This is a genomic window from Nocardioides terrigena, assembly GCF_003047265.1.
Lineage (GTDB): Bacteria > Actinomycetota > Actinomycetes > Propionibacteriales > Nocardioidaceae > Nocardioides > Nocardioides terrigena.
Map to the genome: position 1 here is coordinate 351,139 of NZ_PZYY01000001.1, position 14,167 is coordinate 365,305.

13 protein-coding genes and 1 tRNA gene are annotated in these 14,167 nt (G+C 72.0%); 9 read left to right on the forward strand and 5 right to left on the reverse strand.

Annotation, left to right across the window (positions count from 1 at the left end; all coding sequences use genetic code 11):
- The first annotated feature begins 3 nt into the window (after positions 1-3).
- The 4 genes from cysT (at position 4) to DAE25_RS01680 (ending at position 3,499) form a co-directional block, all read left to right on the forward strand.
- Positions 4-855 carry a sulfate ABC transporter permease subunit CysT gene (cysT, locus tag DAE25_RS01665; protein ID WP_107764504.1) on the forward strand — a complete coding sequence of 284 codons (852 nt, stop codon included), beginning with the start codon at positions 4-6 and terminating at the stop codon, positions 853-855.
- The gene (locus tag DAE25_RS01670) at positions 848-1,720 is read left to right on the forward strand and encodes a sulfate ABC transporter permease (protein ID WP_234410784.1); all 873 of its coding nucleotides are present in this window, start codon (positions 848-850) and stop codon (positions 1,718-1,720) included. Before cysT ends, DAE25_RS01670 begins: the two co-directional genes overlap by 8 nt.
- A gap of 43 nt (positions 1,721-1,763) precedes the next feature.
- The gene (locus tag DAE25_RS01675) at positions 1,764-2,747 is read left to right on the forward strand and encodes a sulfate/molybdate ABC transporter ATP-binding protein (RefSeq protein WP_107764505.1); all 984 of its coding nucleotides are present in this window, start codon (positions 1,764-1,766) and stop codon (positions 2,745-2,747) included.
- Positions 2,748-2,869: 122 nt separating this feature from the next.
- Entirely contained in the window at positions 2,870-3,499 is a 630-nt protein-coding gene (locus tag DAE25_RS01680) for a cobalamin B12-binding domain-containing protein (RefSeq protein WP_234410834.1), read from the forward strand.
- A gap of 350 nt (positions 3,500-3,849) precedes the next feature.
- Here the strand turns inward: DAE25_RS01680 and DAE25_RS01685 are convergent, their stop codons facing one another.
- Positions 3,850-4,341 (reverse strand): YajQ family cyclic di-GMP-binding protein, encoded by a 492-nt coding sequence (locus DAE25_RS01685; RefSeq protein WP_056887594.1) that lies wholly within the window; start codon positions 4,339-4,341, stop codon positions 3,850-3,852.
- Between the two features lie 77 nt (positions 4,342-4,418).
- Here DAE25_RS01685 and DAE25_RS01690 point away from each other — a divergent pair.
- Positions 4,419-4,501: transfer RNA gene (locus DAE25_RS01690), tRNA-Tyr, on the forward strand.
- Positions 4,502-4,552: 51 nt separating this feature from the next.
- Here the strand turns inward: DAE25_RS01690 and DAE25_RS01695 are convergent.
- The gene (locus DAE25_RS01695; RefSeq protein ID WP_107764507.1) at positions 4,553-5,968 is read right to left on the reverse strand and encodes a tannase/feruloyl esterase family alpha/beta hydrolase; all 1,416 of its coding nucleotides are present in this window, start codon (positions 5,966-5,968) and stop codon (positions 4,553-4,555) included.
- Between the two features lie 100 nt (positions 5,969-6,068).
- Here DAE25_RS01695 and DAE25_RS01700 point away from each other — a divergent pair, with 100 nt between their 5' ends.
- Positions 6,069-7,406 carry an MFS transporter gene (locus DAE25_RS01700; RefSeq protein ID WP_234410785.1) on the forward strand — a complete coding sequence of 446 codons (1,338 nt, stop codon included), beginning with the start codon at positions 6,069-6,071 and terminating at the stop codon, positions 7,404-7,406.
- An 84-nt stretch (positions 7,407-7,490) separates the two neighbouring features.
- Positions 7,491-8,216 carry a hypothetical protein gene (locus DAE25_RS01705; protein ID WP_107764509.1) on the forward strand — a complete coding sequence of 242 codons (726 nt, stop codon included), beginning with the start codon at positions 7,491-7,493 and terminating at the stop codon, positions 8,214-8,216.
- 42 nt (positions 8,217-8,258) lie between these two features.
- On the opposite strand, the gene DAE25_RS01710 is transcribed toward DAE25_RS01705, so the two are convergent.
- A complete protein-coding gene (locus DAE25_RS01710) occupies positions 8,259-9,179 on the reverse strand; it encodes a phosphodiesterase (RefSeq protein WP_107764510.1) in 921 nt (306 codons plus the stop codon).
- Between the two features lie 97 nt (positions 9,180-9,276).
- Between DAE25_RS01710 and mptB the strand changes: the two genes are divergently transcribed.
- Positions 9,277-10,803 carry a polyprenol phosphomannose-dependent alpha 1,6 mannosyltransferase MptB gene (gene mptB / locus DAE25_RS01715; RefSeq protein WP_107764511.1) on the forward strand — a complete coding sequence of 509 codons (1,527 nt, stop codon included), beginning with the start codon at positions 9,277-9,279 and terminating at the stop codon, positions 10,801-10,803.
- On the opposite strand, the gene fahA is transcribed toward mptB, so the two are convergent.
- Positions 10,728-11,966, reverse strand: a complete 1,239-nt coding sequence (gene fahA, locus DAE25_RS01720) for a fumarylacetoacetase (protein ID WP_107764512.1) — start codon at positions 11,964-11,966, stop codon at positions 10,728-10,730. The two genes, mptB and fahA, sit on opposite strands and share 76 nt — an antisense overlap.
- On the reverse strand, positions 11,963-12,835 hold the full coding sequence (locus DAE25_RS01725) for a hypothetical protein (RefSeq protein WP_234410786.1): 873 nt from the start codon (positions 12,833-12,835) through the stop codon (positions 11,963-11,965). The genes fahA and DAE25_RS01725 overlap by 4 nt, the downstream gene beginning before the upstream one ends.
- A 79-nt stretch (positions 12,836-12,914) precedes the next feature.
- Here DAE25_RS01725 and DAE25_RS01730 point away from each other — a divergent pair, with 79 nt between their 5' ends.
- Positions 12,915-14,150, forward strand: a complete 1,236-nt coding sequence (locus DAE25_RS01730) for a homogentisate 1,2-dioxygenase (protein ID WP_107764513.1) — start codon at positions 12,915-12,917, stop codon at positions 14,148-14,150.
- The last annotated feature ends 17 nt before the right edge of the window (positions 14,151-14,167 follow it).

Sequence of the window (14,167 nt, forward strand, 5' to 3'; positions counted from 1 at the left end):
CGCATGACCTCCATCGAGATATCCCGCGTCCGACCGGCGAGGACTCCTCGCCGGTCGGGTCCGCGTTCCACCCTCACGCGGTCGTCGGGCATCGGGCTCGGCATCGCCATGATCTGGTTCAGTGCGCTGGTCCTGATCCCCCTGGCCTGCGTCGTCGTCACGGCGATCGACGGCGGCTGGGAAGCCTTCTGGAGCGCGATCACCAACGGGCAGACCATCGCCGCGATCAAGCTCACCGTCTTCACCGCCCTGGGCGTGACCGCGGTCAACGTCGTCATGGGTCCACTCATCGCCTGGGTGCTGGTGCGTGACCGCTTCTGGGGCAAGTCGGTGCTCGAGGTGCTGATCGACATCCCCTTCGCGCTGCCGACGATCGTGGCCGGCCTGGTGCTGCTGTCGCTCTACGGCAACGCGGACAGCCCACTGGGTGTCGACATCGCCAACTCCCGGCCGGCCGTCTTCCTGGCCTTCCTCTTCGTGACGTTGCCGTTCGTGGTCCGCATGGTCCAGCCGGTGCTGGAGGAGCTCGACCAGGACGTCGAGGAAGCAGCCGCCTCACTCGGTGCGAGCCGGTTCACGACGTTCCGACGGGTGGTCCTGCCGAGCCTTGCCCCGGCGATCGCCGCGGGTGCCGCCCTTTCCTTCGCCCGTGGCGTCAGCGAGTACGGCTCGCTCGTGCTGCTGTCGGGCAACCTCCCGTTCCAGACCGAGGTCACCTCCGTGCGGATCCTGAGCAGCATCGAGAACGACAACGTGGCCGCGGCCGCGGCCGTCGCCACGGTGCTCCTGATGATCTCGCTGGCCGTGATCGTGCTCCTCGACGTGATCCAGAGGCGGGTGGCTGCCCGTGGCTGACACGCTGGTCCACGACGTCGCCGCTCCACCACCGGTGGAGGCGTCGCGGCGACCCCCTCGCGTCCGCAGGACCCCGACGACCTACGTCCTGCGCCTCGTCGCCACGGCGTACCTGTTCTTCCTCGTCGCCTGGCCGGTGTCCCTGGTCGCCACGAACACCTTCGAGGACGGGCTCGGCTCGATCCGTGCGCTCCTGGAGGACCCCGACATCGTCGTCGCCCTCCAGCTGAGCGTGTACGTCGCGTTCTTCTCGGTCGTGATCAACACGCTGTTCGGCGTGGGGATGTCCCTGCTGCTCGTGCGCTACGAGTTCCCGGGGAAGCGGCTGCTCAACGCCCTGCTCGACCTGCCGCTGTCGGTGTCGCCCATCGTGGTCGGGCTCGCGCTCGTCCTCGCCTACGGCGGTCGCAACGGGTGGCTCGGTCCCACCCTGGCCGGGTGGGGGCTCGACATCATCTTCTCGACCCCCGGCATCATCATGGCGACCACCTTCGTGGCCCTGCCTCTGATGATCCGCGAGATCGTGCCCGTGCTGGAAGAGGTCGGCATCGAGCAGGAGCAGGCGGCCCAGAGCCTGGGGGCCAGCGGGCTCCAGTGCTTCCGGCGCATCACGCTGCCGTCCATCAAGTGGGGCATCGTCTACGGAGTCGTGCTGACCCTGGCCCGCTCGCTCGGGGAGTTCGGCGCGGTCAAGGTGGTCTCGGGCAACGTGCTCGGCCAGACCCGCACCGCCACCCTCGTGGTCGAGGAGAAGTACCTCAACTTCGACCAGCAGGCCGCCTACGCGACCGCGTTCCTCCTGGCCATGGTGTCCGTGGCCTGCATCGTGATCGTCGCCATCATCCGACCCAAGAACCACGGGTGAGAGCGATGCCCCTCCTCAGCTGTACTGCCAGAAAGGTCCACCCATGAGCATCGAGGTCTCAGGCCTGAACAAGAAGTTCGGCGACTTCGTCGCCCTCGACGACGTCAACGTCTCCATCCCGACGGGTCGGCTGACGGCCCTTCTGGGCCCCAGCGGCGGTGGCAAGTCCACCCTCCTGCGCATCATCGCCGGCCTCGAGAAGGCCGACACGGGCTCGGTCACGATCGAGGGGGTCGAGGCCACGCACCTGCCCGCGCAGAAGCGCAACGTCGGTTTCGTCTTCCAGCACTACGCGGTCTTCAAGCACATGACCGTGGCCAAGAACGTCGCGTTCGGCCTCGAGATCCGCAAGAAGAGCAAGGCCGAGGTGGCCGCCCGCGTCGACGAGCTCCTCGCGCTCGTGCACCTGTCGCAGTTCGCCCACCGCCTGCCCTCGCAGCTCTCCGGCGGGCAGCGGCAGCGCATGGCGCTCGCGCGTGCCCTCGCGGTGGAGCCCAGCGTCCTGCTGCTGGACGAGCCCTTCGGCGCGCTCGACGCCAAGGTCCGCAAGGAGCTCCGTGAGTGGCTGCGCCGCCTGCACGACGAGGTGCACGTGACCACGATCTTCGTGACCCACGACCAGGAGGAGGCGCTCGAGGTCGCCGACGAGATCGTGGTGATCAACGAGGGCCGCGTCGAGCAGGTCGGCACCCCCGACCAGCTGTACGACGACCCGGCCAACGACTTCGTCATGTCCTTCCTCGGCGAGGTGACGCACCTCGCCGGGACCGCCGTCCGGCCCCACGACATCGACGTCGCCACGTCCCCGCTTTTCGCCGGCGCCGTCGAGGGCACCGTCGCCCGGATGGTGCGGGTCGGCTTCGAGGTGCGCCTCGTCGTCCTGACCGTGGCCGGCGAGGAGGTGTCGGTGGTCCTCACCCGCACGCACGCCCGGTCGCTGGGGATCGAGGAGGGAGCAACCGTCTGGCTGACCGTCACGGCCGGCGCGACCGTCGTACCGTCCATGCGGCCCTCCCTGGCGGGCTGAGCCGGCAGGCCGGGCTGGACCGGGCTGGACCGGCGTCACCCATTCAGGTGAATCCCCGGTGGCGGGCCCGGCTCCGGGCCGCCACCGGGGGATCCTGCGGCTATCGTGCGCTGGTGAAGGTGATGGATCCGTTGGGTGAGCTCTGGGTGGGCATCGAGGCCTTCGACGAGGAGGCCGCCGACCGCGCGCTCGTCCAACTCCTGTGGGACGTCCCGCTCAGCGAGGCCCTGACCCACGTGGTCATCCCGTTCCTCGTGCAGCTCGGGGACCGCTGGGAGGACGGCTCGCTCTCGGTCGCCCACGAGCACTTCGCCAGCAACCTGCTGCGCCGACGGCTCTCCGCCCTGGCCCACCAGCACGAGGTGCTGCCCGTGCCGGGGGTGCGGCGTCCCCGGGTGCTGCTGGCCTGCCCGCCGGGGGAGCGGCACGACCTGATGCTCCTGTGCTTCTCGCTGCTGCTCGGCGAGCGGGGCTGGCGCACCCTCTTCCTGGGGGCCGACACCCCCGTCACCGCGCTCGTCAGCGCGGCGCGGAGCGTCGGCGCCGACGCGGTCGTGCTCGCGGCGACCCGGCCCACCGCCCTGACCGCGCACAGCACCTCGCTCGCGAAGCTGTCTCAGGACCATCCTGTCTACATCGCCGGTCGCGGCGCCGACGAGGAGGTCGCCCGGGTGGTCGGCGGCCGGCTGCTGCCGCGAGACCTGGTCGAGGCGCTCGAGCACCTCGGCCCCCGCGAGACCGCGTCCGCCTAGTCACCTCGCGGGCAGGTGCCGGGGACCGTCCTACCCAGCTGCGCTAGTCCAAATGGGGTATAGCCACGCAAAGTCGTCCCGTCGGCGCCATCGTCGACGAGGCTTGCCGCAGTACCAGGGCAACCCAGGGGGGAGCGGAGACGCGGGGTTGCATCAGTGTCCCTCCGCCGGACCTTCCCGAGAGGTGCGGCGGAGCGACACCGATCCTCGGGCACCCGGGTCGGGAGGGGTGTCCCGCCGCCTCGGCGGCACAGTGTGGTGAGGGTGTCGCGTCCGGCGACGTGCCTCCGGCCCCCCGGAGGAATCGCCGGCCGCGACACCGACCGCGAGCGCGCCCGCCGCGGCGGGTCTCAGCGGTAGTTGGTGAACTGCACCGCGAAGTCGTAGTCCTGCGCCTTGACGAGCGCCTGCACGGCCTGCAGGTCGTCGCGCTTCTTCGACGACACCCGCAGCTCGTCTCCCTGCACCTGCGCCTTGACCCCCTTGGGGCCCTCGTCGCGGATCAGCTTGCCGATCTTCTTGGCGTCCTCGGAGGTGATGCCCTCCTTGAGCGCGATGGAGATCTTGGACTGCTGGCCCGAGGCGCGGGGCTCGGAGGCGTCGAGGATCTTGAGGCTCTGGTTGCGCTTGATGAGCTTGTCCTTGAACACGTCGAGCACCGCGGTGGCGCGGTCGTCGGCCGAGGCCGTGATCTCGATGGCCTGCTCGCCCTGCCACTCGATGGTGGCGCCCGTGCCCTTGAAGTCGAAGCGGGTCGCGATCTCCCGCGCCGCCTGTCCGAGGGCGTTGTCCACCTCCTGACGGTCCAGCTTGCTCACGATGTCGAAGCTCGAGTCGGCCATGGGTCCCTCCGGTTTCTCCTGTGCGTCGGACAGACGCTATCCTCTCTTGCTGTCGATCCCCACAGGGGTGACGCATTGGCAGATTGCCCGAGCGGCCAATGGGAGCGGACTGTAAATCCGTCGGCTTACGCCTTCGAAGGTTCGAATCCTTCATCTGCCACACACGAACGGCCGGACCCGCTGGGTCCGGCCGTTCTGCGTCTCACGCCACTCAGAGCTCGCAGGTGTCGAGCAGGTCGCCGCCGGTGGGCCGCGGCCGGAACCCGTCGGGCGGCGGGGTCACCCCGTCCTCCACCCACGCGGTCAGCAGGTCGAAGGCGTCCCGGGCGCAGGGGAGGAGCGGACGGAGCCGGTCCGGGTACGCCGGGTAGAGGCCGTCGGTGTGGGTGCCGTCCTCGACGAGGTAGTAGCGGTGCATCCGACCGCTGCCTGCCTCGTCGACCAGGGCGTCATACACGTCGGAGTCGACGGCGGGCGGGAGGAGGGTGTCGAGGGAGCCGTGCACGGTGATCATCGGCCGGCGGATCCGGCCGGTCAGCGACACCGAGCGCACGGCGTCCTTCACCGCCCGCGGGCGTGAGGCGTAGTTGTAGTCCGCGTCGCACGAGGGCGTCCCGCTCGCGCAGAACGGGATCCCGGCGTCGAGCGCGCCGTCCCACGTCGGGTCGAGCTCCTCGCGGTAGATCCGCTGGGTGAGGTCCCAGTAGTAGGAGTGGTGGAACGCCCACAGGAACTCCGAGCCGGGTGCGAAGCCGGCAGCGATGATCGCGTCGTGCGCGGCGGGGTCGCCGGTCGCGGCGTACGCCGGGTAGTTCTTCAGCGCGGTCGGCAGGAAGGTGAGCAGGTTCGGGCCCTCCGCGCGGAACAGGGTGCCCTCCCAGTCCAGGCCGCCGTCGAAGAGCTGCGGTTTGTTCTCCAGCTGCCAGCGGGTGAGGTAGCCGCCGTTGGATATCCCGGCCATGTAGGTGCGGTCGGCCTGCGCGCCGTACGCCTGGCGGACGACGCGCTTCGTCGCCCGGGTGAGCTCGGTGACCCGGCGGTGCCACTCACGGATCGAGCCGCCCGGGCTCGAGCCGTCGCGGTAATACGCGGCCCCGGTGTTGCCCTTGTCGGTGGACGCGAACGCGTAGCCCTTGCTCAGCACCCAGTCGCCGATGATGAAGTCGTTCGCGTACTGGCCCCGCACGCCCGGGGCGCCGGTCACCACGATCCCGCCGTTCCACTCCTCGGGGAGGCGGATGACGAACTGGGCGTCGTGGTCCCACCCGTGGTGGGTGTTGGTGGTCGAGGTGTCGGGGAAGTAGCCGTCGAGCTGGATGCCCGGTACGCCGCTGGGGTTGCGGGTGCCGGCCGCGTGCAGGCCGTTCCAGTCGGACTGGACGGTGTGGCCCGAGGCGACCGTGCCGGCCGTCGTGAGGTCGCCCAGGCACGCCGACACCTGGTGCTCGGCGCCCTTGACCACCAGGCCCGCGCGGTCGGCGCACCAGCCCGCAGCGGTCGGGTCGGGGCGGTCGGCTCCGGGGGCGGCCGTTCTCGGAGCGGCGCCGGCCGGGGCGCCGACCAGGGCGCCGCCGGCGAGCACGACGAGGGCGGTGGCCCGGGCGAGGGCGTGCGGGAGAGGTGTCATGCCTGACACTGTCGTGACCGACATCACACCGCAGCAATGTGGTCGCCCCACACATCGGACCCCGTCGGCTGTGGCCGGCGCACGCGGGCAGACTGGCCCGGTGAATGTGCAGGTCCACGACATCGGACGGCGCCGGGCGTGGGCCATCTGGCTCGTCGCCCTGGCGGTCTACGTGCTCGCGGTCTTCCACCGCAGCTCGCTCGGCGTCGCCGGGCTGCTGGCCTCCGAGCGCTTCGACATCAACGCCACCCGGCTGGCGGCCTTCACCGTCCTCCAGCTCGTCGTGTACGCCGCGATGCAGGTGCCGGTGGGCGTCATGCTGGACCGCTTCGGGTCGCGCGCCATGCTGCTGTCCGGTCTGGCGCTGATGACGGCCGGGCAGCTGTTCTTCGCGTTCACCACGTCCTTCGGCGGCGCCGTCGTGGCGCGGGCCGTGCTCGGCGCCGGGGACGCGATGGTCTTCGTGAGCGTGATCCGGCTGGTGACGGTGTGGTTCCTGGTCCGCCAGGCACCGATGGTCACCCAGCTCACCGGGCTGGTGGGCCAGATGGGGGCGATCGTCGCGGCCGCCCCGCTCGCCTTCCTCCTCGACCGGCTCGGGTGGACGCAGGCCTTCGCGGCGGTCTCCAGCCTGGGGATCGTCCTGCTCGTGGCCGTCGCGCTCTTCGTCAAGGACTCGCCGTACCGGCGCGACCAGGTCGTCCAGGTCAAGCTGCGCGCGCTCGCGCTGTCCGTGCGCACCCTGTGGGGCAACCCCGGCACGCGGCTGGGCATGTGGTCGCACTTCACCTCCCAGTTCGCGGCGACGGTCTTCACCCTGCTGTGGGGCTACCCGTTCCTCGTGCAGGGCCTCGGCTGGTCGGAGGCGGCGGCCAGCACCCTGCTGATGGTGATGACCGCGTGGGCGGTCGTCAGCGGGCTGGTGCTGGCGAGGCTGGTCAGCCGCCTGCCCTACTGGCGCTCGTGGATCGTCATCGGGATCGTCGTGGCGATGGTGGTGCCGTGGACGGCCGTCCTGCTGTGGTCGGGACCCGCGCCGGACTGGATCGTCGTCGTGATGGCGTGCACGACCGCCACCGGCGGCCCCGCGGCGATGGTCGGCTTCGACCTCGCCCGCACCTTCACGCCGGTGCACGCGATCGGCCGCGCCAACGGGCTGGTCAACGTCGGTGGCTTCACCGCCGCCCTGCTGACGATGGCGCTGATCGGTGTCGTCCTCGACCTCGTGGAGCCCGGCGGGATGGACTCCTACACGCTCGACGACTACCGGCTCGCGCTCTCGGTGCAGTACCTCTTCTGGGGGCTCGGGGTCGTGCAGATCCTCCGCTACCGACGCCGCGGGCTGGCCCACCTCGCCCGCGTGCACCCGGGCGCGACCGAGCAGCTGCGGGCGGGCCGTCCCTTCGTGCATCCCGGCATCGGCACCGAGGGCGTCTGAGAGCCGGACCAATCCGGTGACGTGGCTCACTCCGAACGGTGATCAGCCGTCGAGTGACGGTGTCCGCCGACGAAGGGTTCCACCATGCGTCTCCCCTCCATCCGCCGCCCGTCCCCGTCCATGGCCGTCTCCGTGATGGCTCTCGTGGTCGCCTCGACCGGCACGTCCTACGCCGCCGGCCTGATCGGTTCCGACGACATCCGCAACGGCTCGATCAAGTCCGTGGACGTCAAGGACAACAACCTCAAGGGCCGCGACGTGAAGAACGGGTCGCTCGGCTCGATGGACATCCGCGACAAGTCGCTCAAGGTCCGCGACTTCGCCGACGGCCAGCTCCCCGCCGGTGCGCAGGGTCCCGCCGGTGTCGGCCGCTGGGCCCTCGTCGACGCGGCCGGTGCGATCATCGCCCAGTCCGGCGGCTTCTCGGTCACCGCGGCCTACCCGACCCTCGCCCCCATGGGCGCCGACGCCGCCGGCCTGCGCGCCAACGGCAACGTCTACATCAACGCCGGCGAGGACCTGAGCAACAACGCCGTCATCGCGACCATCGCGCTGCAGAACACCGTCGACCAGAACGGCGACACCGTGACCAACGGCCGCGCCGCGGGCGCCGACGCCAACCCGGAGTTCTCCGGCGAGGTCTCGGCCGCCGTGTGCCAGCCCGGCGTCGTCAACTGCGCGCCTCCCGGCACCGGCAACAGCAGCCACCTCGTGGTCAGCCCGCGGCTCAGCGACGGCAGCGTCACCACCGCCGACAACCGCAAGCGCTTCTACGTCGTCGTGAGCGGCGACTCGAGCGACCGTTCCTGACCGACCCACCAGCTCACGGGTGGCGGGGCAACGATGTGGGGTCTACGCCCCGCCGCCCGTGTTGAACGGTGAGGTCTTGCTCGAGGCCATCTCGACGGCCTCCGCCAGGCTGATCGACCCCAGTGCCTCCAGGATGTCGACACCGACCCCGTTGACCTCCGGGCCCGGGACCAGCGGCACGATCGTGTGCACCAGCCGGTCGTCGTACGCATGGACCATCGTGAAGGACTGCGACCCGTCGACGCCGGACACGAAGCGCTCCACCGGCGCCGGGTCCGAGGTGTAGCAGGACGCCGACGCCACCGAGACGGGCACGCCGGCGAAGGTCGACCAGGTCGAGAAGTGCAGGTGCCCGGAGAGGATCCCGCGCACGTCGCTGCCCTCCACGACGGCGGCGAGTCGGTGCTGCTCGTGCAGCTCGATCAGCTCGGCCGCGCGCAGCATCGGGAGCGGCAGCGGCGGGTGGTGCATCGCGAGCAGGGTGCCGTGCGGCGCGGGTGTCGCGAGCACGTCGGCCAGCCACTCCAGCTGCGCCTCGGTGAGGTCGCCGTGGTGGTAGCCGGGGACGCTGGTGTCGAGGGCGACGATCCGCAGCCCGTCCACCTCGTGCACCCGGTCCTGGGGGCCGTCGTCGTCGGAGTCGAAGAGGCCGCGGGCGTACGGCACCCGCTCGTCGTGGTTGCCCATCACCCAGACCACGACCGCGCCCATCGCCTCGGCGGCGGGCTCCACCAGCTCGCGCAGCCGTGCGTACGCCGCCGGCTCGGCCCTGTCGGCCAGGTCGCCGGTGAGGACCAGCGCCTGCGGGGCCGGGTCCACGGCTGCGAGCCGCTCCAGGGCGCGGGCCAGCCCGGCCTCGGTGTCGACGGCGCCGTACTGGAGCCGGCCGCCGGCCAGCAGGTGCGGGTCGGACAGGTGCGCGATCGTGTGCCGGGGTGCCGGGTACTGGCCGAGTTGCCTCACGCCCGCAGGCTAGCGCCGCACGGGTCGTCGGCGAGGGGTCGGCGGGTGTTGCCGCGGCGTTCACCCACCCGTCCGCGACCGCTCCTACGGTGCGCTCGTGCTCACACGGGGATTCGCGGGCGGCGTGCTCGTCCTGCTCGGCGGCCTGGTCATCTCCACGTTGCCGCGCTCGACGGCCCTCCTCCGGGGCCCGCTGCTCCAGGACCTCCGGGCGGCGGAGGCCGGCCGGATGGCCGCGCTCGCGCTCGTGGTCCTCGGTCTCGGCCTGTACGCCGCCGCGTGGCTGGCGTTGTGCCGTCACGTCGCCCGGGCGGAGGGGGCGGCCCGTGACGACGGGATCGCCCTGGTCCGCCTCGCGGCGGTGCTGTGGTCGGCGCCCCTCGTGCTCGCCCCGCCCTTGTTCTCCAGGGACGGCTGGTCCTACGCCGCGCAGGGCGTCCTCGCGCACCTGGGCGTCTCGCCGTACGAGCACGGTCCGGGGGTCCTCGCCGGCCCGATCGTGCAGGGCGTCGACCCCCGCTGGATGGAGACGCCGGCGCCGTACGGCCCGCTTCCCCTCGCGCTCGGCGACGCGGCCGCGGACCTCACCGACAACCCGTGGCTGCTGGTCATCGCGCACCGCGGAGCCGCGCTGGTCGGACTGGTCCTGCTCGGGTGGGCGGTGCCCCGGCTCGCGACCTGGTGCGGCACCAACCCCGCCCTCGCCTCGGCGCTGGTGCTCTGCTCACCGCTGATGCTGGCCAACGGGGTCGGCGGCCTCCACAACGACCTACTGATGGTCGGGTTGATGGCCGCAGCGGTGGTGCTCGCTGCCGAGCACGGCTGGGTGGCGGGAGCCGTCGTCGGGGGTCTCGCCGCGGCGGTCAAGCTCCCGGGCGGCCTGGTCTGCATCGGGGTCGTCCTCGTCGCGCTGCCGCTCGGCGCCCCGGTGGCACTGCGGGCCCGCCGCCTGGTCCAGGTCGGGGCCGTGGCCGTGGCCGCGCTGGTCGTGCCGGGGGTCGCGTGGGGGCTGGGCGTCGGCTGGGTGTCGGCGCTGGGGGTGCCCGGCACGGTCAACACCCCGTTGTCGCTGCCGACCGTGGTGGGAGGCTTCCTCGACCTGCTGGCCCGCCGGCTGGGCGCCGACCTCGCCCCGGCGACGTTCCTGGACCTGGTCCGCGGGCTCGCACAGGTCGGCATCGTGGCCGTGGCCGGAGGGGTCGCCCTGCGCGGCGCCACCGGGCGTCCGGATGCGGCGGTGCGGGCCGTGGCGCTCGTCGCGGGAGCGACCGTGCTCCTGAGCCCGGTCGTCCACCTCTGGTACTTCCTGTGGGTCAAGCCGTTCCTGGCCGTGCAGCGGCTGCCGCGAGTCGCGGCCACGGGCCTGCTGGCGGGATCGGTGGTCACCGGTCTGGTCGCACCCCTCGACTCCTCTCTGCACGGGGCCTACCTGGCGATCGTGGTCGGATCGATGGCCGTGACTGTGGCGGTGCTCGTCCTGCTCACCACCACGGCGGCCCGCGACCGCCTGGAGAAGATCGCCACCGCCCCGTGGCTGCCGGAGCCGGCTCAGCGCGCCGGCACGACCCGCCCGGTGACCTCGCCGAGCGCGATCCGGCCACCCGACGTGCCGGGCGCGGTGTAGCGCAGGGTGACCTCGTCACCGTCCTCGAGGAACGTGCGCTCCCGACCGCCGGCCGTGAAGGGCTCCTGGCCGCCCCAGCTGAGCTCGAGCAGGGAGCCGCGCTGGTCCGCGTCGGGGCCGGAGATGGTGCCCGAGGCCCACAGGTCACCGGTGCGCACGGAGGCGCCGTTGACCGTGGTGTGGGCGAGCATCTGCGCGGGCGACCAGTACATCGTGGCGTAGGGCGGTCGGGAGACGACCTCGCCGTCGAGGACGACCTCCACCGCGATGTCGAGGCCGGCCGGGCCGTCCACGCGCAGGTAGTCCAGCGGCTCGGGGTCCTGGCCGGGCAGGTCCGTCCAGGCGGCGTCCAGCGCGGCCAGCGGGGTCACCCAGTGGCTGATGGAGGTCGCGAACGACTTGCCGAGGAACGGGCCGAGGGGGACGTACTCCCAGGCCTGCACGTCGCGTGCGGACCAGTCGTTGAGCCCGACCACGCCGAAGGTGTGGGCAGCGAAGTCGGCGGTGGACACCCGCTCGCCGAGCCGCGTCGGCGTGCCGACCACGAAGCCGAGCTCGGCCTCGATGTCGAGGCGACGGCTGGGCCCGTACGTCGGGGCGTCGTCCGCCGGTGCCTTCCGCTGCCCGCAGGGGCGGACGATGTCGGTCCCCGACGCGACGACGGTCCCGGACCGCCCGTGGTAGCCGACCGGCAGGTGCTTCCAGTTGGGCAGCAGCGGCTCGGCGTCGGGGCGGAAGATCCGGCCGACGTTGGAGGCGTGGTGCTCGGAGGCGTAGAAGTCGACGTAGTCGCCCACCTCGATCGGCAGGTGCATCTCCACCGCGGTGAGCGGGTGGAGGTGCGGGGCGGTGCGGGCCTCGTGCACGTCGTGGCCGAGCACCTCGACGATCCACTCCCGGGCGATCGCCCACTGCTCGGGTCCCATCGCCATGAAGGCGTTGAGGCTGGGGGTCCGCCACGCGGCGGCCAGGACGGAGGCGGGGTCGCCGATCTCGGCGACCGGCGCCAGGTCGAGCACGTGGTCACCGATGCGGACGCCCACGCGGGGGTCGTCGCCACCCCCCTCCTGGTCGCGGAGGGAGAACACGCCGTACGGCAGGTTGTCGAGGTCGAAGAGGGAGCCCGCGGCGCCCTCCACCCAGGTGGTGGTCGTCTCGGTCATCGCGGCGGCTCCGTGCTGTCGTGGGGGAGGAGGTCGAGGGAGAGGAGGTCGGCGACCGGCTCGTCGACCGAGCAGGTGCCGAACGAGGTGAACCAGCGACGGGCGCGGGCGACCTCCTCGAGGTCCACCCCGAGCCGGGTGGCGTCGCGCTCCTCCAGGGTCGCGACGGTGTCGTCGCGGGAGGCGCCGTCGAAGGCCCGGCCCGTGGCGAGCAGGACGTTGAGGAAGCCGTGCTGCTCGAAGCCCTCGGCGGACGTGTGCCGCACGGCGTGGTGCAGCCCCGCGGTGCACTTGAACGGCACCTCGCGGTCGAGCGCGGCGTCGATCCAGGCGGCGAGGGTGGCCGAGGTGGGGAAGAGGTGGGCCTCCACGCCACCGGTGCGGAGCTTGATCCGCAGCTCGGCGGCCGCCACCTCGTCGGCCGCGGCCTCCCAGCCGTACGACGGGTCGGCCTGCGGCAGCTCGACGAAGACGGTCACCTCGTCGGTGAGGAGTCCCTCGTCGCGGGCGTGGTCGAGCGCCGCGACGACGCGGCGGGCGTTGCCGGCGAGGTCGTCGGGGTCGCGCAGCGCGATCTCCAGGCCCGTGACGGACAGGCCGAGGCGGGCGGCGATGCCGAGGGGCCCGGCGACCTGCCCGGCGCCTCCGGTGACCACGACGGACAGGGGGTGGGACACCCCACGCAGGAGCGGGAGGTCGGTGTCCCGGAGCACGAACGACCCGAGCAGGTCGCCGTACCGGGCGCGGCGGTGCTCGCCGTGCGCCGCGGTGGCGTCGTGGAGGGGGACGTCGCCGGGCGGGAACATCGCGGCGTCGTCGAGCAGGCCGGACCAGGCGGGCGGGAGCGGGGCTGGCTGGGAGACGGGCACGGGGCTACCCTAGCCATCATGCACATAACGGACGAACACGTCCGTTTATCGGACGGAACTCCCAGACAGGACGTGGACGATGGCGCACTACCGGAGCGCGGGATCCATCCCGCCGAAGCGGCACACCCAGCACCGCGATCCCGAGGGCCGACTCTACTTCGAGGAGCTGATGGGCGAGGAGGGCTTCTCCTCCGACTCCTCCCTCCTCTACCACCACGGCGTGCCGTCGGCGCTCGTCGACAGCCGGACGTGGGAGCTCTCCGACCAGTCGCGCACGCCCAACCACCCGCTCAAGGCGCGACACCTGCGGCTGCACGACCTCGAGACCGGCACCTGCCCGGTCGAGGGCCGCCGCCTCGTGCTGGGCAACAACGACGTCCGGATCGCCTACGTCCTCACCGGGACCGACCCCTCGCCGCTCTACCGCAACGCCATCGGCGACGAGTGCGTCTACGTCGAGCACGGCACCGGCACCGTCGAGACCGTGTTCGGGGTCGTCGCCTACCGCACCGGCGACTACGTCGTCATCCCGCGCGCGACCACCCACCGCTGGGTGCCCGCCGAGCCGAGCCGGCTCTACGCCGTCGAGGCCAACAGCCACATCCACCCGCCCAAGCGCTACCTGTCGCGCTTCGGGCAGCTCCTCGAGCACGCGCCGTACTGCGAGCGGGACCTGCACGGCCCCACCGACCTCGACGCGCTGGTGGCGCGCCACCGCGACCTCACCGACGTCGACGTGCTGGTCAAGCACCGCACCAGCGCCGGCATCCTCGGCACCCGGATGACCTACGCGACGCACCCCTTCGACGTCGTCGGCTGGGACGGCTGCCTCTACCCCTACACGTTCAACATCGACGACTACATGCCGATCACCGGCAAGATCCACCAGCCGCCGCCGGTGCACCAGGTCTTCGAGGGCTGGAACTTCGTGATCTGCAACTTCCTGCCCCGCAAGGTCGACTACCACGAGCTGGCGATCCCGGTGCCCTACTACCACTCCAACGTCGACAGCGACGAGGTCATGTTCTACGTCGGTGGCGACTACGAGGCGCGCAAGGGGTCGGGCATCAACCTCGGCTCGATCTCGCTGCACCCCGGCGGCTACGCCCACGGCCCGCAGCCGTCGGCCATCGAGGCGTCGCTCGGCGCGGACTACTTCGAGGAGTCCGCCGTCATGGTCGACACCTTCGCGCCGCTCGACCTCGGCGAGGGCGGCCTCGCCGTCGAGGACCCGGCGTACGCCTGGACGTGGGCGGGGCGTGGTCCCGACGCGGACGGCACCGACGGCGGGCCGGCGGTCTACAGCAACAGCTGACCGCAGCTGGGTGTGGC